This window comes from Streptomyces sp. NPDC038707 (genome assembly GCF_040636485.1).
Lineage (GTDB): Bacteria > Actinomycetota > Actinomycetes > Streptomycetales > Streptomycetaceae > Streptomyces.
In genome coordinates, this window is the sequence record NZ_JBEZUP010000002.1 from 209,887 (window position 1) to 229,933 (window position 20,047).

Here is a 20,047-nt window from a genome sequence, read left to right on the forward strand (position 1 = left end):
CGTCTCGCCGGGACCGGAGGGGGCAGATGGCGGAGGGCGCCGGATACGACGGGGTGGACGACCGGGACCTGCTCGCCCGCCACGTGGAAGGCGACCCGGAGGCCTTCGGTGAGATCGTGCGACGGCACCGGGACCGGCTCTGGGCCGTGGCCCTGCGGACGCTGGGGGACCGGGAAGAGGCGGCGGACGCCGTTCAGGACGCCCTGGTGTCGGCCTACCGGGCCGCCCACACCTTCCGGGGCCAGTCGGCCGTCACGACCTGGCTGCACCGGATCACGGTGAATGCCTGCCTGGACCGGGCGCGGAAGGCCGCATCCCGGAAGACCGCCCCGGTCGACGACACCGAACGGCTGGAGCAACTGCTGGAGCCGCACGAGTCCGCCTCGGCGCCGGCCGAGCGCAAGGACGTGCACCGTCAGCTTGTCGAAGCGCTCGGCACCCTTCCTCCGGAACAGCGCGCGGCCCTGGTCCTGGTGGACATGCAGGGCTATCCCGTGGCGGAGGCCGCGCGAATCCTGGAGGTGCCGACGGGGACGGTGAAGAGCCGGTGCGCCCGCGGCCGGGCCAGGCTGCTGCCCCTGCTCACCCACCTGCGGATCGGAGGCACCGAAGACCCGGGGCCGGGCGGTGCCGGGACCGGGACCGGGAAGGAAAACGGTCCGGGACGGAACCGGCGGCAGAAGCCATCCGTCCCACCGGCGACGGGATCACCGAGCGAACCCCCCAAGGGCGCGGGGCCGAGCGATGCAGCCGTAGTGAAGGGCGGAGGTGGGCGAGCATGACCTCGATGACGGACACCGCCGGGCACCCGGACATCGCGGAGATCTCCGACCTCACCGAGGGCCTGCTCGCACCGGACCGGGTCAGGGACGTGCGGCGCCACCTGGACGTGTGCGCCTCGTGTGCGGACGTGTACGCCTCGCTGGAGGAGATCCGGGGTCTGCTCGGCTCTCTGCCCGTGCCGGAGCGCATGCCGGATGATGTCGCGGCGCGTCTCGAGGCCGTCCTCGCCGCCGAGGCCACGCCCAGCGTGAGCACCGAGGACATCGCGAGCGATGTTTCACGTGAAACATCGCTCGCTGCGGATCACCACGCTGACCGCTCAGCCGGGCGTCCCGCCGATCGCCCCACCGACCGCCCCGCAGGACGCCCCCGTGCCACGGCCGGACCGGGACGCAAGGGGGCCGGGCGCGGCCGGCGACGTGGCCGGTTCGTCCTGGGTGCCGTTCTCACGGCCGCGGTCCTGGGTGCCGGAAGCCTGCTCATGACGTCCCTCTCCGGTTCCTCCGACCACTCGTCGGCCCATGGCACCCCCAGCGCCTCGGCCAGTGCCTTCTCCGGCGACAGCGTGGAGAATCAGGTCCACTCCCTTCTCGCCGCCCAGAAGATGCTGCCGCACGGCGGCGACGGGCCTCGGCAGCGCCCGGACGACGGGTCACGCTCATCCGGAACCACCGAGGGGCCGAGCACCTTCCTCCGGACCGCGGTCCCCGTCCCCGACTGTGTCCGGCAGACGCTCCGGCAGGACGTCGATGTGCTCGGCGCCAAGACGGGAACCTACGCGGGCAGGTCCGCCTATCTCGTCGTGGTGGCCGACATCCATGACAACGAGCGGGTCACGGCCTATGTGGTCGACGCGTCCTGCGTACAGCGCCAGCCCTCGTCGGCCGGCACGGTTCTGCTGAAGCAGTCCCTCGCGCGTCCCTGAGGCCGCTGGGCCACCCCTTCGGCCGCTCTGGGGCGGGCGTGTGCCCGGACACACCGGGAATGCGCGCCCCGTAGGATCCGTTGGGTGGGGTGAGAGTCCCGAAAGGGTCTTTCACCGGTCGACTGACGCAGACCAGAGACGAGGAATCAAGCCGTGAGCGATGTCCGTAATGTGATCATCATCGGCTCCGGGCCCGCAGGCTACACGGCGGCGCTGTACACCGCCCGTGCATCGCTGAAGCCCCTGGTGTTCGAAGGCGCCGTCACCGCGGGCGGCGCGCTGATGAACACCACCGAGGTGGAGAACTTCCCGGGCTTCCGCGACGGCATCATGGGGCCGGACCTCATGGACAACATGCGCGCCCAGGCCGAACGCTTCGGCGCGGAGCTCGTCCCGGACGACATCGTCTCCGTCGATCTGACCGGTGAGATCAAGACCGTCACCGACACCGCGGGCACCGTCCACCGGGCGAAGGCCGTCATCGTGACCACCGGCTCCCAGCACCGCAAGCTGGGCCTGCCGAACGAGGACGCGCTCTCGGGCCGTGGCGTCTCCTGGTGCGCCACCTGTGACGGGTTCTTCTTCAAGGACCACGACATCGCCGTGATCGGCGGCGGTGACACCGCGATGGAGGAGGCCACGTTCCTCTCGCGGTTCGCCAAGTCGGTGACCATCGTCCACCGCCGGGACACCCTGCGCGCCTCCAAGGCGATGCAGGAGCGTGCCTTCGGTGACCCGAAGATCAAGTTCGTCTGGGACAGCGAGGTCGCCGAGATCCAGGGCGACCAGAAGCTCTCCGGCCTGAAGCTGCGGAACCTCAAGACCGGTGAGCTGTCCGAGCTGCCGGTGACGGGCCTGTTCATCGCGATCGGTCACGACCCGCGCACCGAGCTGTTCAAGGGCCAGCTGGACCTGGACGAGGACGGCTACCTGAAGGTCGCCTCGCCGTCCACCCGTACCAACGTGACCGGTGTCTTCGCCGCGGGTGATGTGGTCGACCACACCTACCGCCAGGCGATCACCGCGGCCGGTACCGGCTGCTCCGCCGCTCTGGACGCCGAGCGGTTCCTCGCCGCCCTCGCGGACGAGGACCAGGCGGAGCCCGAGAAGACGGCTGTCTGAACCTCCCCCTTTCCCCGCCCCACTGCCTAACCGAGGTAAGGAGCCCACTGTGGCCGGCAACGTGAAGACTGTGACCGACGCGACCTTCGAGGAGGAGGTCCTCAAGAGCGACAAGCCCGTTCTGGTGGACTTCTGGGCCGAGTGGTGCGGCCCCTGCCGCATGATCGCCCCGTCCCTGGAGGCGATTGCCGCAGAGCACGGTGACAAGATCCAGATCGTCAAGCTCAACATCGACGAGAACCCGGACACGGCCGCCAAGTACGGCGTCATGTCCATCCCCACCCTGAACGTCTACCAGGGTGGCGATGTCGCCAAGACCATCGTGGGCGCCAAGCCCAAGGCGGCGCTCCTGCGTGACCTCGACGAGTTCATCACCAAGTGACGTTTCACGTGAAACACGAGGGGGCCGACCCGAGCGGGTCGGCCCCCTCGTGTTTCACGGCCTCTCTTCAGAGCGGCCTCAGCGCGGGTTCCTTCTGGACCGCGCCCAGGAGCCGGTCGAGTGCCATCTCCACGTCTTCCTTCCAGGAGAGCGTGGACCGCAGGTCCAGCCGCAGCCGGGGGTGCGTGGGATGCTGCCGGACCGTCTTGAAGCCCACGGCCAGCAGATGGTCGGCCGGCAGCAGACAGGCGGGTTGTTCCCAGCGGGCGTCGCCGAACGCCTCGATCGCCTTGAAGCCCCGCCGCAACAGGTCCTTGGCGACCGTCTGCACCAGCACCCGCCCCAGACCCTGCCCCTGATAGCCGGGCAGAACGAAGCCGGTGATCAACTGGACGGCGTCCGGCGACAGCGGGCTGGTCGGGAAGGCCGTCGAACGCGGTACATAGGCCGGCGGGGCGTAGAGCGCGAAGCCCGCCGGGACATCGTCGACGTACACCAACCGCCCGCACGATCCCCAGTCCAGCAGAACGGCGGAGATCCAGGCCTCCTTCTCCACCGCGGCGGTGCCCGCCGTCACCGCCGCTTCGCCGCTGACGGGATCCAGCTCCCAGAAGACACAGGAGCGGCAGCGATGGGGGAGATCCTGAAGGTTGTCCAGCGTGAGCGGCACGAGCCGACGCCCCATGAAGGCTGATCCTCGCTTCCTTCGCCCGTCGCATCGCGAGCGACTGTCAGCTGCTGACCGGTGGATATGCCCTAGCTGATCGCATCGTATCCACGATCGGATTCGCTCGATACCGTGCCAAAGCAAAGAGCGGGCCGTGTTCCGGTACACACCGGACACGACCCGCTCCACTGCCCCGGCAGGCGCGCACGCCCGGGGATCAGTCCTGCGACTCCTCGCTGCCGTCCTGGAGACTCTTCTGGAGAGCCAGCTTCTCACCCGGGGCGAGCGTGCTGAGGATCCTTTCGAGATCCTCGGCGGAGGCGAACTCGACGGTGATCTTGCCCTTCTTCTGCCCCAACTCGACCTTCACCCGGGTCTCGAAGCGGTCCGAGAGCCGGGTGGCCAGCTCGTTGAACGCCGGGGAGGGCACGGAACCGGCCCGGGGTCCCCGGGAGCGCGGAGCCTTCTGAGGCCGTGACTCCATCAGCTTCACGATCTCTTCCACGGACCGCACCGACAGCCCCTCGGCCACGATCCGGTGCGCGAGCCGGTCCTGCTCCTCGGAGTCCTCCACGCCGAGCAGCGCCCGTGCATGGCCGGCCGACAGCACCCCTGCGGCCAGTCGCTTCTGAACGGCCGGGGACAGTCTCAACAGACGCAGCGTGTTGGAAACCTGAGGGCGGGAGCGCCCGATCCGGTCGGCCAGCTGGTCATGGGTGCAGTCGAAGTCCTTCAGCAGCTGGTCGTAGGCAGCGGCCTCTTCGATCGGGTTGAGTTGCGCACGGTGCAGGTTCTCCAGCAGTGCGTCCAGGAGAAGTTTCTCGTCCTCCGTGGCCCGCACGATGGCCGGGATGGCCTCCAGACCGGCCTCGCGGCACGCGCGCCAACGGCGCTCACCCATGATCAGCTCATAGCGCCCGGGGCCCAGCTGCCGCACCACGACGGGCTGCAGGAGACCGACCTCCTTGATGGAGGTGACCAGTTCCTGCAGCGCTTCCTCGTCGAAGATCTCGCGCGGCTGGCGCGGGTTCGGCGTGATGGCGTCCAGGGGGATCTCGGCGAAGTGCGCCCCCATCGGCGGCGCGGGCACCTCGTCGGCGGGGCTCGCCGGAACCACCTCGATGTCCTGGGCGGCGGGCGCCAACGAGGCCACCTTGGCCGCGGCCACTCCACGGTCGCCGGTCAGCACCGGGACGGCCGCGGGGGAGGTGGACCCTCCGCCCAGCGCCGGCGAGGCCGGCGTCCTCTCGGTCGGGGCAGCGGGGATCAGTGCGCCGAGACCACGGCCCAGCCCCCTCCGTCGCTCACTCACTGAATCCCCTCCACCATGCTCTGGTCTTTCTGGGCGCCGATGTGGGCCTGGCTCGCGTCGTAGCTGATGCCGACGCCCCTCAGCGCGATTTCCCGGGCCGCCTCGAGGTACGAAAGGGCACCGCTCGATCCTGGATCGTAAGTCAGCACCGTCTGCCCGTAACTCGGCGCCTCCGAGATACGGACCGAGCGGGGGATGCTCGTCCGCAGCACCTCGTCGCCGAAGTGGCTGCGCACCTCTTCCGCGACCTGGGAGGCGAGACGCGTCCGGCCGTCGTACATGGTGAGCAGGATGGTCGACACATGCAGGGCGGGGTTGAGGTGCCCCCGCACCAGATCGACGTTGCGCAGAAGCTGACCGAGACCCTCCAGCGCGTAGTACTCGCACTGAATCGGGATCAGCACCTCGGCCCCCGCGACGAGAGCGTTGACCGTCAGCAGGCCCAGCGAGGGCGGGCAGTCGATGAGGATGTAGTCCAGCGGCTGCTCGTACGCCTGGATGGCCCGTTGCAGCCGGCTCTCCCGGGCCACCAGGGACACCAGCTCGATCTCCGCACCTGCGAGATCGATGGTGGCCGGGGCACAGAAGAGTCCCTCGACGTCGGTGACGGGCTGGACCACCCCGGCGAGCGGCTTGCTCTCCACCAGGACGTCGTAGATGGAGGGGACTTCCGCGTGGTGGTCGATCCCGAGGGCAGTGGACGCGTTGCCCTGGGGGTCGAGGTCGATCACCAGGACCCGGGCGCCGTGCAGAGCCAGCGAGGCGGCGAGGTTGACGGTCGTGGTCGTCTTGCCCACGCCGCCCTTCTGGTTGGCGACCACGATGACTCGGGTCTGCTCCGGTCTCGGCAGGCCGGCGCCGGCGCGGCCGAGAGCCTCCACCGCCAGTTGGGCCGCTCGACCGATCGGTGTGTCGTCCATCGGAGGCGGTGTTTCACGTGAAACATCCGCCCCCATCGACTCGGTACGGGGACCGGGGACCGGATCGGTCATCGGTCCCGCGATGTTGGCGTCGGACCGCAAGGATTCACTCTCCTCGACTTCAGGCTCGCGATGAACAGAGCCTCCCATGTCTTCGGGGTCGTGAACCAGTGAGGCCTGGCGATCTGTGGAGAAATCCACCTCTGTGGACAACTCCGTGCCCCTGGAGAGGGACAGGCCCTCCAGGAGGAGGGCCGGCCCTTCCGAGGAGAGGGACGGGGCCTCCGGGGAAACGGGATCCTCTCCGAGTGCGCCGAGAGGCTTCCGGTCGCGCGGTTCGGCCGCAGCGCGGCCACGACTGATGATGCCGTGCAGCAGTGAGCGACGTTTCACGTGAAACACGATGCACAGGGGCTGCGACCGGACCTTTGCGACACTCCGGCTTGCCGGGGCCGGCAGCTTGTGTGGAGTACGTTCCGTCGTCAGGACGGGTCAGCGACCGCCTGCCTCACGGCACACGGACGCACACCCGCCCTCCGGCTCACCGGCGTCGACGGGCCCGGCCGGTGCGGGCCGCCTTGGCTCGCTTGGCGGCGAAGCGCACACCGCCCGGACTCTCTCCGACCTCCACGCGCACCACGGTGGACGGCGGATCCACCACGTTCTCACCCACATGCAGGATGGATGTCTCCACTGCCCCCAGCTTGCTCAGCGCGGTGGCCGCCGCCTTCAGTTCCTCCTCGGCCGTGTCGCCCTTGAGCGCGAGCATCTCGCCGTACGGGCGCAGCAGCGGGATGCCCCAGGTGGCCAGGCGGTCCAGCGGGGCCACGGCCCGTGCCGTCACCACATGGACCGGTGGCAGCTTGCCCATGACCTCCTCGGCCCGGCCCCGCACCACGGTGACATGGTCCAGGCCGAGCAGCTCGACGACCTCAGTGAGGAAGTTGGTGCGCCGCAGCAGGGGCTCCAGCAGGGTGATGTTCAGGTCGTCGCGGACCAGGGCCAGCGGGATGCCCGGCAGCCCCGCGCCGGAGCCGACGTCGCAGACCGTCACCCCCTCTGGAACGGCCTCGGAGAGCACCGCGCAGTTCAGCAGGTGCCGCTCCCACAAGCGGGGCACTTCCCGCGGGCCGATCAGGCCGCGCTGCACGCCTGCCTCGGCGAGCAGCTCCGCATAGCGGACCGCATCGGCGAAGCGCTCACCAAACACTTCCCGCGCCTGCTCGGGTGCGGGGGGAAGCTCCGCTGCCTCCGTCACGGGGACCGTCCTTCCGTACAGCGCCGGCGCTTCGCGCACCGGCCACCAGAACTACCAGGCTGACAAAGTTCGGCCCCGCCTGCTCAACAGACGGGGCCGGTGGAACGGGGGCCGATCAGGCGGGCAGCACGACGACGAAGCGCTGCGGCTCCTCGCCCTCGGACTCGCTGCGCAGCCCCGCGGCCTTGACCGCGTCGTGCACGACCTTGCGCTCGAACGGGGTCATCGGCTTGAGCTTCACGGGCTCGCCGGTGCTCTTCACCTCGGCGGCGGCCTTGGCGCCCAGCTCGGACAGCTCGGAGCGCTTCTTGGCGCGGTAGCCCGCGATGTCCAGCATCAGGCGGCTGCGGTCACCGGTTTCACGGTGCACGGCCAGCCGCGTCAGCTCCTGCAGGGCCTCCAGCACCTCGCCGTCCCGGCCGACCAGCTTCTGCAGGTCGCGGCTGCCGGTGTCGCTGACGATCGACACGGAGGCGCGGTCGGCCTCGACGTCCATGTCGATGTCACCGTCGAGGTCGGCGATGTCGAGCAGACCCTCCAGGTAGTCCGCCGCGATCTCGCCCTCCTGCTCCAGGCGGGTGAGGGTGTCTGCACCCTCGGCAGCGGCGGAGGTGGTGCCTTCCGTCACGGGATGGGCTCCTTCTTACTTCTTGGACGGGGACTTGGGCCGCTGCGGGCCACCCTTGCGCTGGCCGGACTGGGCCTTGCTGCGGGTGCCGGAGCCGGGCTTCTGGGGCTGCTTGGCAGCCGCGGGCTTGGTGTCCTGCGGTGCGTCGGACTTCTCCAGCGACGGGGAGTCACCCGCCTTGGTCCCGCCCGTCTGCCGCTGGGACTTGCTCTGGCGCTTGGGCTGCTGGCGCCGGGCGGTGGCGGCGGTCGTGGCGGTGCCGGCGTCCGTGCCCTCCTCGGCCTGCGCCGCGGCCTGGGCCGCGCTCTTCGTGACGGTGCCGTCGGCCTGCGCGGCGAGGCCGGCCTTGGTCAGCGCGTTGACGAACTTGCGCTCGAACTCGTTGCGGTCGCGGCCCTTGGCGACGATCGCCTTGACGATGGCCTTCTCGCTGCGGCGGCGGACCTTGCCGTGCTGCGTGACGTGCTTGGTCAGCCGCTCCAGGTAGGCCGCCTGGGCCTTCGAACCCGGGGTCGGGTTGTTGCGGATGACGTACATCTGCTGGCCCATGGTCCACACGTTGGTGGTCAGCCAGTAGATGAGGACACCGACCGGGAAGTTCACACCGAGGACGGCGAACATGATCGGGAAGACGTACATCAGCATCTTCTGCTGCTGCATGAACGGCGTCTTCACGGTGGTGTCGACGTTCTTCGTCATCAGCTGGCGCTGCGTGTAGAACTGCGACGCCGACATCAGCACGATCATGATGGCGGTCACGACACGGACGTCGGTCAGCGAGGCGTGCAGGGCGCTGACCTGGCTGTCGCTGCTGAAGAACTTGGCGGCCAGCGGGGCGCCGAAGATGTGCGCGTTCCGGGCGCTCTCGAGCAGATCGGCGTTGATGACGCCGATCTTCTTGCCCGACGCGATGGCGGCGAGCACGTGGTACAGGGCGAAGAAGAACGGGGACTGCGCCAGGATGGGAAGGCACGAGGAGAGCGGGTTGGTGCCCGACTCCTTGTACAGCTTCATCATCTCTTCGGACTGACGCTGCCGGTCGTTCTTGTAGCGCTCCTGGATCTTCTTCATCTCCGGCTGGAGCGTCTGCATCGCGCGGGTCGCCTTGATCTGCTTCACGAAGAGCGGGATCAGGCAGATGCGGATCAAGATCACCAGGGACACGATGGACAGGCCCCAGGCCCACCCCGTGTCAGGTCCGAAGATCGCCCCGTACACCCTGTGGAACTGGACGATGACCCAGGAGACGGGCCAGGTGATGAAACTGAAAAGGCTGGCAATCTTGTCCACTAATCATGCTCCTTGGGCATGGGACGAGGTCTCTGCGGCCGGGCTCGAAGGAGACTCCGTTGGTGGCTTCGCTTCGGTGGCCGCTTCGGCGGCGGAGGACCCGCCCCTGCGTGCGCGCCAGGCGTCGCGCAGCATTTCGTGCCACCGCGGACGCTTGCGCGGCGGAACATGGTCCACGCCACCCAGCGACCACGGATTGCACCGGAGGATGCGCCAGGCGGTCAGCGCGGTCCCCTTGACCGCACCGTGCCGGTCGATGGCCGTGTAGCCGTAGTGGGAGCACGACGGGTAGTACTTGCATACCGGCCCCAGCAGCGGACTGATCGTCCACTGGTACAGCTTGATCAGAGCCAGTAGCGGGTACTTCATCGCGCGCCCCCTCCCAGCAGCCGCTGCAGGGCGGCGTCCAGGTCTTGGGCCAGCTGTGCGTGGTCCGCGTCGCCCGATCCGGGCAGCGCTCGTACGACTACCAGGCTACCGGGAGGAAACAGGCCGACTCGGTCACGCATCAGGTGACGCAGTCTGCGCTTCACTTTGTTGCGCACGACCGCACCACCCACGGCCTTGCTCACGACGAAACCCGCACGCGTCGGGGGAGCGCTCTCCCCAGGCGCGTGCGGGTCCGTGGCACCGCTACGAAGGTGGACGACGAGAGTCGGGCGACCTGCCCGGCGACCTCGTCGTACCGCGGTCGCGAAGTCCTCGCGCCGCCTCAGCCGGTTCTCGGTGGGCAGCACGATGTCATGACCTGACCGGGATCAGGCGGACAGACGGGCGCGACCCTTGCTACGGCGGGACGCGAGAATCGCGCGGCCGGCACGGGTGCGCATACGCAGCCGGAAGCCGTGGGTCTTCGCGCGACGACGGTTGTTCGGCTGGAAGGTGCGCTTGCTCACTCGGGGGCTCCAGAAAATCGGTAGTGGCGGGGTGCCGTCCTGGCTGTCACCGTGCGCCCACGAGTAGCTCTCGTCACGCCCGAGTGCACCGCTTCCCGATCACCTGACGTGACCTGTGCCCATCGGAGGCAGGCGGCAGCAGCCATCGACAACTCGACCTGGTTACGGTACGCGGGGCTGCGCCATCCGGTCAAACCGAGGGTCGCCGGGAGAGACTGTCCACAGGCTGGGGACAAAACTTGAACCGCACCCGCCGCGCTGACTACCGTGGCTGGACTCCGATTCGTTCCCTTATCCCCGCCCGACCCGATTTTCATCCCGACCCGTCCCTGAACCACACGTTCGTGGGACCTGTGAGAGAGCGTGCCCTGTGGCTGACGTACCTGCCGATCTTGCCGCAGTGTGGCCGCGCGTACTGGAACAGCTGCTCGGTGAGGACCGCGGTCAGGGTGTGGAGGCCAAGGACGAGCACTGGATCCGGCGCTGCCAGCCGCTCGCGCTGGTCGCGGACACCGCCCTTCTCGCCGTGCCGAACGAATTCGCGAAGGGCGTACTGGAGGGGCGTCTGGCGCCCGTCGTCAGCGAGACCCTGAGCCGGGAGTGCGGCCGTCCCATCCGGATCGCGATCACCGTGGACGACTCCGCGGGCGAGCCTCCGGCGCCTCCCGTCCAGCAGCCGGCGAAGCCGCGCTACGAGGAACCCGAGCTGCCCTCCGGACCGTACGAGGGGTACGGGCGGTCCCGTGGCGGCGAGCCGCGCTCCGAGCAGCCCCCGGCCGCCCGCCCCGACCAGCTCCCCACGGTCCGCCCGGTCTACCCGGCCGAGTACCAGCGGCCCGAGCCCGGCGCCTGGCCGCGCCCCGGGCAGGACGAGTACGGCTGGCAGCAGCCCCGGCTCGGCTTCCCCGAGCGGGACCCGTACGCCTCGCCGTCCTCCCAGGACGGCTACGGCTCCGGCGCGGACGCGTACGGCGCACCGTCCCAGGACTACCGCCCGCAGGGCATGGACCGGCCGCCGTACGAGCAGCAGCGCGGCGAGTACGACTCCGCGCGCCAGGACTACGACTCCGCGCGGGGCGAGTACGACCCGTCCCGCACCGAGTACGACCAGCGCGACCCGGTCCGCCGGGAGCGGCCCGACCCGGCGGCGCACCGCGGCGGCCCCGGCCGCCCGGACGGGCCGTCCACCGGCGCCCCCGGCCCGCTGGCGGCACAGCCGGCGCCGGCGAGCGGACCGGGCGAGCCGACCGCGCGGCTGAACCCCAAGTACCTGTTCGACACGTTCGTCATCGGCGCCTCCAACCGCTTCGCGCACGCGGCGGCGGTCGCGGTCGCCGAGGCGCCGGCGAAGGCGTACAACCCGCTGTTCATCTACGGGGAGTCCGGGCTCGGCAAGACCCATCTGCTGCACGCCATCGGGCACTACGCGCGCAGCCTGTACCCGGGCACGCGCGTGCGGTACGTCAGCTCGGAGGAGTTCACCAACGAGTTCATCAACTCCATCCGCGACGGCAAGGGCGACAGTTTCCGCAAGCGCTACCGCGAGATGGACATCCTGCTCGTCGACGACATCCAGTTCCTCGCGGACAAGGAGTCGACGCAGGAGGAGTTCTTCCACACCTTCAACACGCTCCACAACGCCAACAAGCAGATCGTGCTCTCCAGCGACCGGCCGCCCAAGCAGCTGGTCACGCTGGAGGACCGGCTGCGCAACCGTTTCGAGTGGGGCCTGATCACCGACGTCCAGCCGCCCGAGCTGGAGACGCGGATCGCGATCCTGCGCAAGAAGGCGGTGCAGGAGCAGCTGAACGCGCCCCCGGAGGTGCTCGAGTTCATCGCCTCCCGGATCTCGCGGAACATCCGTGAGCTGGAGGGCGCGCTGATCCGGGTGACGGCGTTCGCGTCGCTCAACCGGCAGCCGGTGGACCTGGGCCTGACCGAGATCGTCCTGAAGGACCTCATCCCCGGCGGGGAGGACAGCGCGCCGGAGATCACCGCCACGGCCATCATGGCGGCCACCGCGGACTACTTCGGGCTGACGGTGGAGGACCTGTGCGGCACCTCGCGCGGGCGCGCGCTGGTGACCGCGCGGCAGATCGCGATGTACCTGTGCCGCGAGCTGACGGATCTGTCCCTGCCGAAGATCGGCGCGCAGTTCGGCGGCCGCGACCACACCACCGTGATGCACGCCGACCGCAAGATCCGTGCGCTGATGGCCGAGCGGCGCTCGATCTACAACCAGGTCACGGAGCTGACCAACCGCATCAAGAACGGCTGAGCCGGCCGTACGCCGGCGCGGAGGGCGCTCCGGGGCACACACCGCCCCGGGGCGCCCTCCGGCGTCTGCGGGCGCACCCGGCACACCGGCCGGGCCAACTGCGTCCTGGTCCGCTCCGCCCGGACGGATCTCCGCCGCGACGACCGCCCTTCCGGCCGCCCGGAGAGGCACCCTGGCCGGCGCCCCCGCGTTCCCCTCGGCGTTCCCTCACGGTGCCCGGCATCCCCATGCGTTCAGAGGGCGTCTCCGGACGTACCCGCACGCGCCCTGGGCCGCGGGCGCTCCACGGTCGGCCCCTCGCCGCGCTCACAAGGGGCTTGGGCGGCTCCATCGGGCCCTTCTCCGGCCCTCATCGGCCCCGCATCCGGCGTCCCGGGCGCCCGCGACGCCGGTTGAGGTGCCTGTGGGCCGTTTCCTCCCCGTCACCCCTTGTTCGATTAGCTGCCTGGTTACGGCCTTCCTCCACAGATTCGGCGACTTTCTTCCGTCCACAGACTGGGGACTGCGGAGTTGTCCCGAACTGCGTCCACAGGGAGGCTGGCCTCTTGGCGTCTGCCCAGCTCAGGGGCCTGTGGATTCGTGGACGAACGATCTCCACAGACTGTGGACAACCGCATCGTCCCCAAGCCGGGCGTCGCGTTTTCCACCGGTGCCCCACAGGCTGGGGGCGGTTGTCCCCAGCGAACCGGGGCTTCTCCACATGGCTGTCCACTGTTCGGCAACCCGACGCCCCCGCTCACCGCGTCGAGTGAAAGGCGTCACAGGAAGCTGCCGGATTGGGCTGTGGGAAACGTGGGTATTCCTGGGGACACAGCTGGGGAGAACTGCCCCCAGCCTGTGGGCGGTGTGTGCAGAACTTTCCGTTCTCCACAGACGGCCCTGGTTGTCCACCGCCTCCACCCACAGGACCGGTGGATAAAAAACCCGTGCTGAGCTGGGCAAACGTGGTTATCCACGGTATCCACAGGCCCTACTACTACTCCCGACTAGAGAGAGCTCGGCAATCGTTTGGAAGCGGGGCCTGTGCACAACTCGCCCTCTCGCGCCCGGCTGCCCCTCGGACCGACTTGACCCCGACGGGCACCTACTGTCAGTGCCGTGCGTCAGACTGGTCCCCGGTGTCCTTCCCGTCGCAGAGGGCGGTGACACCGAGTCGGAGGACTCAGTAGCAACAGCAGGAGGCGGCTTACGGTGAAGATCCGGGTGGAACGCGACGTACTCGCGGAGGCAGTGGCCTGGGCGGCACGCAGCCTCCCGGCCCGTCCGCCGGCGCCTGTCCTCGCCGGCCTGCTGCTCAAGGCCGAGGACGGCCAGCTGAGCCTGTCGAGCTTCGACTACGAGGTCTCCGCGCGGGTGAACGTCGAGGCGGAGATCGAGGAGGAGGGCACCGTCCTGGTCTCCGGCCGGCTGCTCGCCGACATCTCGCGCGCCCTGCCCAACCGCCCGGTGGAGATTTCCACAGACGGTGTACGGGCGACCGTGGTCTGCGGCACCTCCCGGTTCACCCTCCACACCCTGCCGGTGGAGGAGTACCCGGCCCTGCCGCAGATGCCGAACGCGACCGGCACCGTCCCCGGAGAGGTCTTCGCCGCGGCCGTCTCCCAGGTGGCCATCGCCGCCGGCCGTGACGACACGCTGCCGGTGCTCACCGGTGTGCGCATCGAGATCGAGGGCGACACGGTCACCCTGGCCTCCACCGACCGCTACCGCTTCGCCGTCCGCGAGTTCCTGTGGAAGCCGGAGAACCCGGACGCCTCCGCCGTCGCCCTGGTCCCCGCCAAGACGCTGCTGGACACCGCCAAGTCGCTGGGCGCAGGGGACAGCGTCACGCTGGCGCTGGCCGGTGCGGGCGCCGGTGAGGGCCTGATCGGTTTCGAGGGCGCCGGGCGGCGTACGACCACGCGGCTGCTGGAGGGCGACCTGCCCAAGTACCGCACGCTGTTCCCGACCGAGTTCAACTCCGTCGCCGTGATCGAGACCGCGCCGTTCGTCGAGGCGGTCAAGCGTGTGGCCCTGGTCGCCGAGCGGAACACCCCGGTGCGGCTGAGCTTCGAGCAGGGCGTGCTGATCCTGGAGGCCGGCTCGAGCGATGACGCACAGGCTGTGGAAAGGGTCGACGCCCAGCTGGAGGGCGACGACATCTCGATCGCCTTCAACCCGACGTTCCTGCTGGACGGCCTGAGCGCGATCGACTCGCCGGTGGCGCAGCTGTCGTTCACCACGTCCACGAAGCCGGCGCTGCTCAGCGGGAAGCCCGCGGTGGACGCCGAGGCCGACGACGCGTACAAGTACCTGATCATGCCGGTCCGCCTCAGCGGCTGACGTTTTCCACAGCTGTGCACGGTGCCGGGCACCCCTGTGGGTATCCGGCACCGTGGACGCGGGTGGCGGCTGCATCACCGCAGGTCAGCGGGGTCCTCGCATGAGCGCGTATGCCCACAGCTGTGCGTGAGCGCCCGGGTTTAGGCTCGGCTCGGCACCTCGGTGCCTCTCACGCCACACAGCGACCTAAGGAACACAACTGATGGAGCTCGGTCTCGTCGGCCTCGGCAAGATGGGCGGCAACATGCGCGAGCGGATCCGCCGCGCGGGCCACACCGTCATCGGGTACGACCGCAACGCGGACGTCGCGGATGTCCACAGCCTGGAAGAGCTTGTGGACAGGCTCAGCGGCCCGCGCGTGGTCTGGGTGATGGTCCCGGCGGGCGAGCCCACCCAGTCGACCATCGACCGGCTGGCCGAGCTGCTGGAGCCCGGCGACGTGGTCGTGGACGGCGGCAACTCCCGCTGGACCGACGACGAGCGGCACGCCGGGGAGCTGGCCGCCAAGGGCATAGGCTTCGTCGACTGCGGCGTCTCCGGCGGCGTGTGGGGCCTGGAGAACGGGTACGCGCTGATGTACGGCGGCGACGCCGAGAACGTCGCCAAGGTGCAGCCGGTCTTCGACGCGCTCAAGCCGGAGGGCGACTTCGGCGCGGTGCACGCGGGCAAGGTCGGCGCGGGCCACTTCGCGAAGATGGTCCACAACGGCATCGAGTACGCCATGATGCAGGCCTACGCCGAGGGCTGGGAGCTGCTGGAGAAGGTCGACTCCGTGGAGAACGTCCGCGAGGTCTTCCGCTCCTGGCAGGAGGGCACGGTCATCCGGTCCTGGCTGCTGGACCTCGCGGTCAACGCCCTCGACGAGGACGAGCACCTGGACGACCTGCGCGGTTACGCACAGGACTCCGGTGAGGGACGCTGGACGGTGGAGGCGGCCATCGACAACGCCGTGCCGCTGCCGGCGATCACCGCCTCGCTGTTCGCGCGGTTCGCCTCCCGGCAGGAGGACTCGCCGCAGATGAAGATGATCGCCGCGCTGCGCAACCAGTTCGGCGGGCACGCCGTAGCGAAGAAGTAAGCCGCAGCACAAGCAGGGAGGTCGGCGGACGACCATGCACGTCACGCATCTTTCGCTGGCCGACTTCCGCTCGTACGCCCGGGCCGAGGTCCCGCTCGACCCGGGTGTCACCGCCTTCGTCGGCCCCAACGGGCAGGGCAAGACCAACCTGGTGGAGGCGGTCGGCTACCTGGCCACGCTCGGCAGCCACCGGGTCGCCTCCGACGCTCCGCTGGTGCGCATGGGCGCCGAGCGGGCGATCGTGCGGGCCCAGGTCCGCCAGGGCGACCGGCAGCAGCTGATCGAGCTGGAGCTGAACCCGGGCAAGGCCAACCGCGCCCGCGTCAACCGGTCCTCGCAGGTCAGACCGCGGGACGTGCTGGGGATCGTACGGACCGTGCTGTTCGCACCCGAGGACCTCGCCCTCGTCAAGGGCGACCCGGGCGAGCGGCGGCGGTTCCTCGACGAGCTGGTCACCGCGCGGTCCCCGCGGATGGCGGGCGTGCGCTCCGACTACGAGCGGGTGCTCAAGCAGCGCAACACCCTGCTGAAGTCGGCCGCCCTCGCGCGCCGGCACGGCGGGCGCTCCATGGACCTGTCCACGCTCGACGTGTGGGACCAGCACCTCGCGCGCGCGGGTGCCGAGGTGCTCGTCCAGCGTCTGGACCTCGTCGCCGCCCTCCAGCCGCTGGCCGACAAGGCCTACGAGCAACTGGCTCCCGGCGGCGGGCCGGTCGCGCTGGAGTACAAGCCGTCGGCGCCGGGCGAGGCCCACACGCGCGAGGAACTGTACGCCCAGCTGACGGCGGCCCTCGCGGAGGCGCGCAAGCAGGAGATCGAGCGCGGCGTCACCCTCGTCGGCCCGCACCGCGACGACCTGGTGCTCAGACTCGGTCAGCTGCCCGCCAAGGGCTACGCCTCGCACGGCGAGTCCTGGTCCTACGCCCTCGCCCTCCGGCTGGCCTCCTACGACCTGCTGCGCGCGGAGGGCAACGAGCCGGTGCTGATCCTGGACGACGTCTTCGCCGAACTGGACGCCCGCCGCCGGGAACGGCTCGCGGAACTGGTCGCCCCCGGCGAGCAGGTGCTGGTCACCGCCGCCGTGGACGACGACGTACCCCCTGTGCTGGCCGGCGCCCGGTACGCGGTGGCCGGCGGGACGGTGGAGCGCGTATGAACTTCGACGACTCCGTACCGGACATCCCGAAGGCCCCCGGCACCCCCAGGGCGGCGAACTCCAAGGAGCCCTCCGGCGTCGACCTCGCGCGCGTGGCGTTGCGCGCCGCGAAGGAGCAGGCCCGCGCGCGCGGGGACGCGGCCCGGCAGAAGAAGCAGGCCCGGCGCGGCGGCGGTCTGCGCTCCGGCGCGCGCGCCGACGGACGCGACCCGCTCGCGCTGGGCGCGGCGATCAACCGGCTGATCACCGAGCGCGGCTGGGAGACGCCCGCCGCGGTGGGCGGGGTGATGGGCCGCTGGCCGCAGATCGTCGGCGAGGACCTGGCGAAGCACTGTGTGCCGCAGCGGTACGACGAGGACGAGCGGGTGCTGGTCGTGGGGTGCGACTCCACGGCCTGGGCGACCCAGCTGCGCCACCTCGCGCCCGCGCTGGTGGCCCGGCTCAACGAGGACCTGGGGCACGGCAGCGTACGGATGATCAAGGTGCTCAACCCGGGCGGCCCGGCCCGCCGCTACGGCCCGCTGCGGGCGCCGGGCAGCACCGGACCCGGCGATACGTACGGGTGACGTACCTCACGTCCGCGCGGGCGCGGGAGAGGGCCGTCACCGCCGTGCGAGCCGGGCGGGAACGCGTCCGGATCGTCCCCGGACGCCCTTCTGACCCGCCGGTAGCCACGGGTTGACGACGCGAAGCGCTGAGTGCCGCTGTGAGCCCCTTGGAGCCCCCATCCGTATATCGGGACCCGGCCGAGACCGGTTCAGGGCGGCACATGGGAGCTGAGGTGCCCGCAAACCCCCATCGATGTCAGTGCTACCGGTAGACTGGAAGACAATCCCGCCCCAACGTGGGGACCGCCCGGGAAAAGCTGAGCAACGCTGATCAAGGCTTACCAACGCAACATGCCGCAGCCGCTCCGGCAACCTGCCGACGAGCCCGGCTCGTGCTGTGCCAGAAAGGGCGCTTCGTGGCCGATTCCGGCAACCCCAACGAGAACATCCCGTCCACCGACGCCGGCGTGAACGGCGAGGCCACCGAGTCCGGCGCGGCCTCAGCCTCGTACGACGCCAGCGCCATCACCGTGCTCGAAGGGCTGGACGCGGTCCGCAAGCGGCCCGGCATGTACATCGGCTCCACGGGCGAGCGCGGTCTGCACCACCTGGTGTACGAGGTCGTCGACAACTCGGTCGACGAGGCGCTGGCCGGTTACGCGGACACCATCGACGTCACGATCCTCGCCGACGGCGGAGTGCGCGTCGTCGACAACGGCCGTGGCATCCCGGTGGGCATCGTGCCCTCCGAGGGCAAGCCGGCCGTCGAGGTCGTGCTGACCGTGCTGCACGCGGGCGGCAAGTTCGGCGGCGGCGGCTACGCCGTCTCCGGCGGTCTGCACGGTGTCGGCGTGTCCGTGGTGAACGCGCTGTCCACGAAGGTCGCCGTCGAGGTGAAGACCGACGGCCACCGCTGGACGCAGGACTACAAGATGGGCGTGCCGACGGCCCCGCTGGTCAAGCACGAGGCGACCGAGGAGACCGGCACGTCGGTCACCTTCTGGGCCGACCCGGAGATCTTCGAGACCACCGAGTACTCCTTCGAGACGCTGTCCCGGCGCTTCCAGGAGATGGCGTTCCTCAACAAGGGCCTGACGATCCGGCTCACCGACGAGCGCGAGTCGGCGAAGGCCACCAGCGGCGCGGACGAGGCGGGCGCCGACGAGAAGGCCGAGGTCAAGACCGTCACGTACCACTACGAGGGCGGCATCGTCGACTTCGTGAAGTACCTCAACTCCCGCAAGGGGGACGCGGTGCACCCGACGGTCGTCTCGCTGGAGGCCGAGGACAAGGACAAGAGCCTGTCCCTCGAGGTCGCCATGCAGTGGAACAGCGGCTACAGCGAGGGCGTGTACTCCTTCGCGAACATCATCCACACGCACGAGGGCGGCACCCACGAAGAGGGCTTCCGCGCGGCGCTGACCAGCCTGATCAACAAGTACGCGCGCGACAAGAAGCTGCTGCGCGAGAAGGACGACAACCTCACCGGCGACGACATCCGCGAGGGTCTGACCGCGATCATCTCGGTCAAGCTGAGCGAGCCGCAGTTCGAGGGCCAGACGAAGACCAAGCTGGGCAACACGGAGGCCAAGACCTTCGTGCAGAAGGCGGTCTACGAACACCTCAACGACTGGCTGGACCGCAACCCGGTCGAGGCCGCGGACATCATCCGCAAGGGCATCCAGGCGGCCACCGCGCGCGTGGCGGCCCGCAAGGCCCGCGACCTGACCCGCCGCAAGGGCCTGCTGGAGACCGCGTCGCTGCCGGGCAAGCTGGCCGACTGCCAGTCCAACGACCCGGCCAAGTGCGAGATCTTCATCGTCGAGGGTGACTCCGCCGGCGGCTCGGCCAAGTCCGGCCGGAACCCGCAGTACCAGGCGATCCTCCCGATCCGCGGCAAGATCCTGAACGTGGAGAAGGCGCGGATCGACAAGATCCTGCAGAACCAGGAGATCCAGGCGCTGATCTCGGCCTTCGGCACGGGTGTGCACGAGGACTTCGACATCGAGAAGCTCCGCTATCACAAGATCATCCTGATGGCGGACGCCGACGTCGACGGCCAGCACATCAGCACCCTGCTGCTGACCTTCCTGTTCCGCTTCATGCGGCCGCTGGTCGAGGCCGGGCACGTGTACCTGTCCCGCCCGCCGCTGTACAAGATCAAGTGGGGCCGGGACGACGTGGAGTACGCCTACTCGGACCGCGAGCGCGACGCGCTGATCGAGATGGGCCGCCAGCGGGGCAAGCGCGTGCGCGAGGACTCCATCCAGCGCTTCAAGGGTCTCGGCGAGATGAACGCCGAGGAGCTGCGTGTGACCACCATGGACCAGGAGCACCGGGTCCTCGGCCAGGTCACCCTCGACGACGCCGCCCAGGCCGACGACCTGTTCTCGGTCCTCATGGGCGAGGACGTGGAGGCCCGCCGCCAGTTCATCCAGCGCAACGCCAAGGACGTCCGCTTCCTCGACATCTGAGTCGGTCT

19 protein-coding genes are annotated in these 20,047 nt (G+C 69.8%); 10 read left to right on the forward strand and 9 right to left on the reverse strand.

What is annotated here, in order from left to right:
* The first annotated feature begins 26 nt into the window (after nucleotides 1–26).
* The 4 genes from sigM to trxA all read left to right on the forward strand — a co-directional run bounded on the left by sigM (nucleotide 27) and on the right by trxA (nucleotide 3,212).
* Entirely contained in the window at nucleotides 27–782 is a 756-nt protein-coding gene (sigM, locus tag AB0E62_RS03565; protein WP_362187413.1) for an RNA polymerase sigma factor SigM, read from the forward strand.
* Nucleotides 779–1,708 carry a hypothetical protein gene (locus AB0E62_RS03570; RefSeq protein ID WP_362187416.1) on the forward strand — a complete coding sequence of 310 codons (930 nt, stop codon included), beginning with the start codon at nucleotides 779–781 and terminating at the stop codon, nucleotides 1,706–1,708. Before sigM ends, AB0E62_RS03570 begins: the two co-directional genes overlap by 4 nt.
* A 153-nt stretch (nucleotides 1,709–1,861) precedes the next feature.
* Nucleotides 1,862–2,830 (forward strand): thioredoxin-disulfide reductase, encoded by a 969-nt coding sequence (trxB, locus tag AB0E62_RS03575; RefSeq protein WP_362187419.1) that lies wholly within the window; start codon nucleotides 1,862–1,864, stop codon nucleotides 2,828–2,830.
* Nucleotides 2,831–2,879: 49 nt separating this feature from the next.
* On the forward strand, nucleotides 2,880–3,212 hold the full coding sequence (trxA, locus tag AB0E62_RS03580) for a thioredoxin (RefSeq protein WP_362187422.1): 333 nt from the start codon (nucleotides 2,880–2,882) through the stop codon (nucleotides 3,210–3,212).
* Between the two features lie 67 nt (nucleotides 3,213–3,279).
* On the opposite strand, the gene AB0E62_RS03585 is transcribed toward trxA, so the two are convergent.
* The 9 genes from AB0E62_RS03585 to rpmH form a co-directional block, all read right to left on the reverse strand.
* Nucleotides 3,280–3,897, reverse strand: coding sequence for a GNAT family N-acetyltransferase (locus AB0E62_RS03585; RefSeq protein WP_362187425.1), 618 nt, complete (start codon nucleotides 3,895–3,897; stop codon nucleotides 3,280–3,282).
* Between the two features lie 199 nt (nucleotides 3,898–4,096).
* A complete protein-coding gene (locus AB0E62_RS03590; RefSeq protein ID WP_362187428.1) occupies nucleotides 4,097–5,191 on the reverse strand; it encodes a ParB/RepB/Spo0J family partition protein in 1,095 nt (364 codons plus the stop codon).
* The gene (locus AB0E62_RS03595; protein WP_362188088.1) at nucleotides 5,188–6,261 is read right to left on the reverse strand and encodes a ParA family protein; all 1,074 of its coding nucleotides are present in this window, start codon (nucleotides 6,259–6,261) and stop codon (nucleotides 5,188–5,190) included. The genes AB0E62_RS03590 and AB0E62_RS03595 overlap by 4 nt, the downstream gene beginning before the upstream one ends.
* A 391-nt stretch (nucleotides 6,262–6,652) precedes the next feature.
* Nucleotides 6,653–7,369 carry a 16S rRNA (guanine(527)-N(7))-methyltransferase RsmG gene (gene rsmG, locus AB0E62_RS03600; protein WP_362187431.1) on the reverse strand — a complete coding sequence of 239 codons (717 nt, stop codon included), beginning with the start codon at nucleotides 7,367–7,369 and terminating at the stop codon, nucleotides 6,653–6,655.
* Between the two features lie 115 nt (nucleotides 7,370–7,484).
* Nucleotides 7,485–7,997, reverse strand: a complete 513-nt coding sequence (locus AB0E62_RS03605) for a R3H domain-containing nucleic acid-binding protein (RefSeq protein ID WP_362187434.1) — start codon at nucleotides 7,995–7,997, stop codon at nucleotides 7,485–7,487.
* A gap of 15 nt (nucleotides 7,998–8,012) precedes the next feature.
* Nucleotides 8,013–9,287 carry a membrane protein insertase YidC gene (gene yidC / locus AB0E62_RS03610; protein WP_362187437.1) on the reverse strand — a complete coding sequence of 425 codons (1,275 nt, stop codon included), beginning with the start codon at nucleotides 9,285–9,287 and terminating at the stop codon, nucleotides 8,013–8,015.
* 3 nt (nucleotides 9,288–9,290) lie between these two features.
* Nucleotides 9,291–9,656 carry a membrane protein insertion efficiency factor YidD gene (gene yidD / locus AB0E62_RS03615; RefSeq protein ID WP_362187440.1) on the reverse strand — a complete coding sequence of 122 codons (366 nt, stop codon included), beginning with the start codon at nucleotides 9,654–9,656 and terminating at the stop codon, nucleotides 9,291–9,293.
* On the reverse strand, nucleotides 9,653–10,024 hold the full coding sequence (gene rnpA, locus AB0E62_RS03620) for a ribonuclease P protein component (protein ID WP_362187442.1): 372 nt from the start codon (nucleotides 10,022–10,024) through the stop codon (nucleotides 9,653–9,655). Before rnpA ends, yidD begins: the two co-directional genes overlap by 4 nt.
* A gap of 21 nt (nucleotides 10,025–10,045) precedes the next feature.
* Nucleotides 10,046–10,183: a 50S ribosomal protein L34 gene (gene rpmH / locus AB0E62_RS03625; protein ID WP_003956500.1), complete on the reverse strand. Its 138-nt coding sequence runs from the start codon at nucleotides 10,181–10,183 to the stop codon at nucleotides 10,046–10,048.
* A gap of 370 nt (nucleotides 10,184–10,553) precedes the next feature.
* On the opposite strand from rpmH, the gene dnaA reads away from it, so the two are divergent.
* The 6 genes from dnaA (at nucleotide 10,554) to gyrB (ending at nucleotide 20,039) form a co-directional block, all read left to right on the forward strand.
* The gene (gene dnaA, locus AB0E62_RS03630; RefSeq protein WP_362187445.1) at nucleotides 10,554–12,461 is read left to right on the forward strand and encodes a chromosomal replication initiator protein DnaA; all 1,908 of its coding nucleotides are present in this window, start codon (nucleotides 10,554–10,556) and stop codon (nucleotides 12,459–12,461) included.
* 1,191 nt (nucleotides 12,462–13,652) lie between these two features.
* A complete protein-coding gene (gene dnaN, locus AB0E62_RS03635) occupies nucleotides 13,653–14,783 on the forward strand; it encodes a DNA polymerase III subunit beta (RefSeq protein WP_362187448.1) in 1,131 nt (376 codons plus the stop codon).
* Nucleotides 14,784–14,985: 202 nt separating this feature from the next.
* Nucleotides 14,986–15,861 carry a phosphogluconate dehydrogenase (NAD(+)-dependent, decarboxylating) gene (gene gnd / locus AB0E62_RS03640; RefSeq protein ID WP_362187451.1) on the forward strand — a complete coding sequence of 292 codons (876 nt, stop codon included), beginning with the start codon at nucleotides 14,986–14,988 and terminating at the stop codon, nucleotides 15,859–15,861.
* A 34-nt stretch (nucleotides 15,862–15,895) separates the two neighbouring features.
* Nucleotides 15,896–17,017 carry a DNA replication/repair protein RecF gene (gene recF / locus AB0E62_RS03645; protein WP_362187454.1) on the forward strand — a complete coding sequence of 374 codons (1,122 nt, stop codon included), beginning with the start codon at nucleotides 15,896–15,898 and terminating at the stop codon, nucleotides 17,015–17,017.
* Nucleotides 17,014–17,583 (forward strand): DciA family protein, encoded by a 570-nt coding sequence (locus tag AB0E62_RS03650; protein ID WP_362187457.1) that lies wholly within the window; start codon nucleotides 17,014–17,016, stop codon nucleotides 17,581–17,583. The genes recF and AB0E62_RS03650 overlap by 4 nt, the downstream gene beginning before the upstream one ends.
* Nucleotides 17,584–17,957: 374 nt before the next feature.
* Nucleotides 17,958–20,039 carry a DNA topoisomerase (ATP-hydrolyzing) subunit B gene (gene gyrB, locus AB0E62_RS03655; RefSeq protein WP_362187460.1) on the forward strand — a complete coding sequence of 694 codons (2,082 nt, stop codon included), beginning with the start codon at nucleotides 17,958–17,960 and terminating at the stop codon, nucleotides 20,037–20,039.
* Nucleotides 20,040–20,047 lie beyond the last annotated feature (8 nt).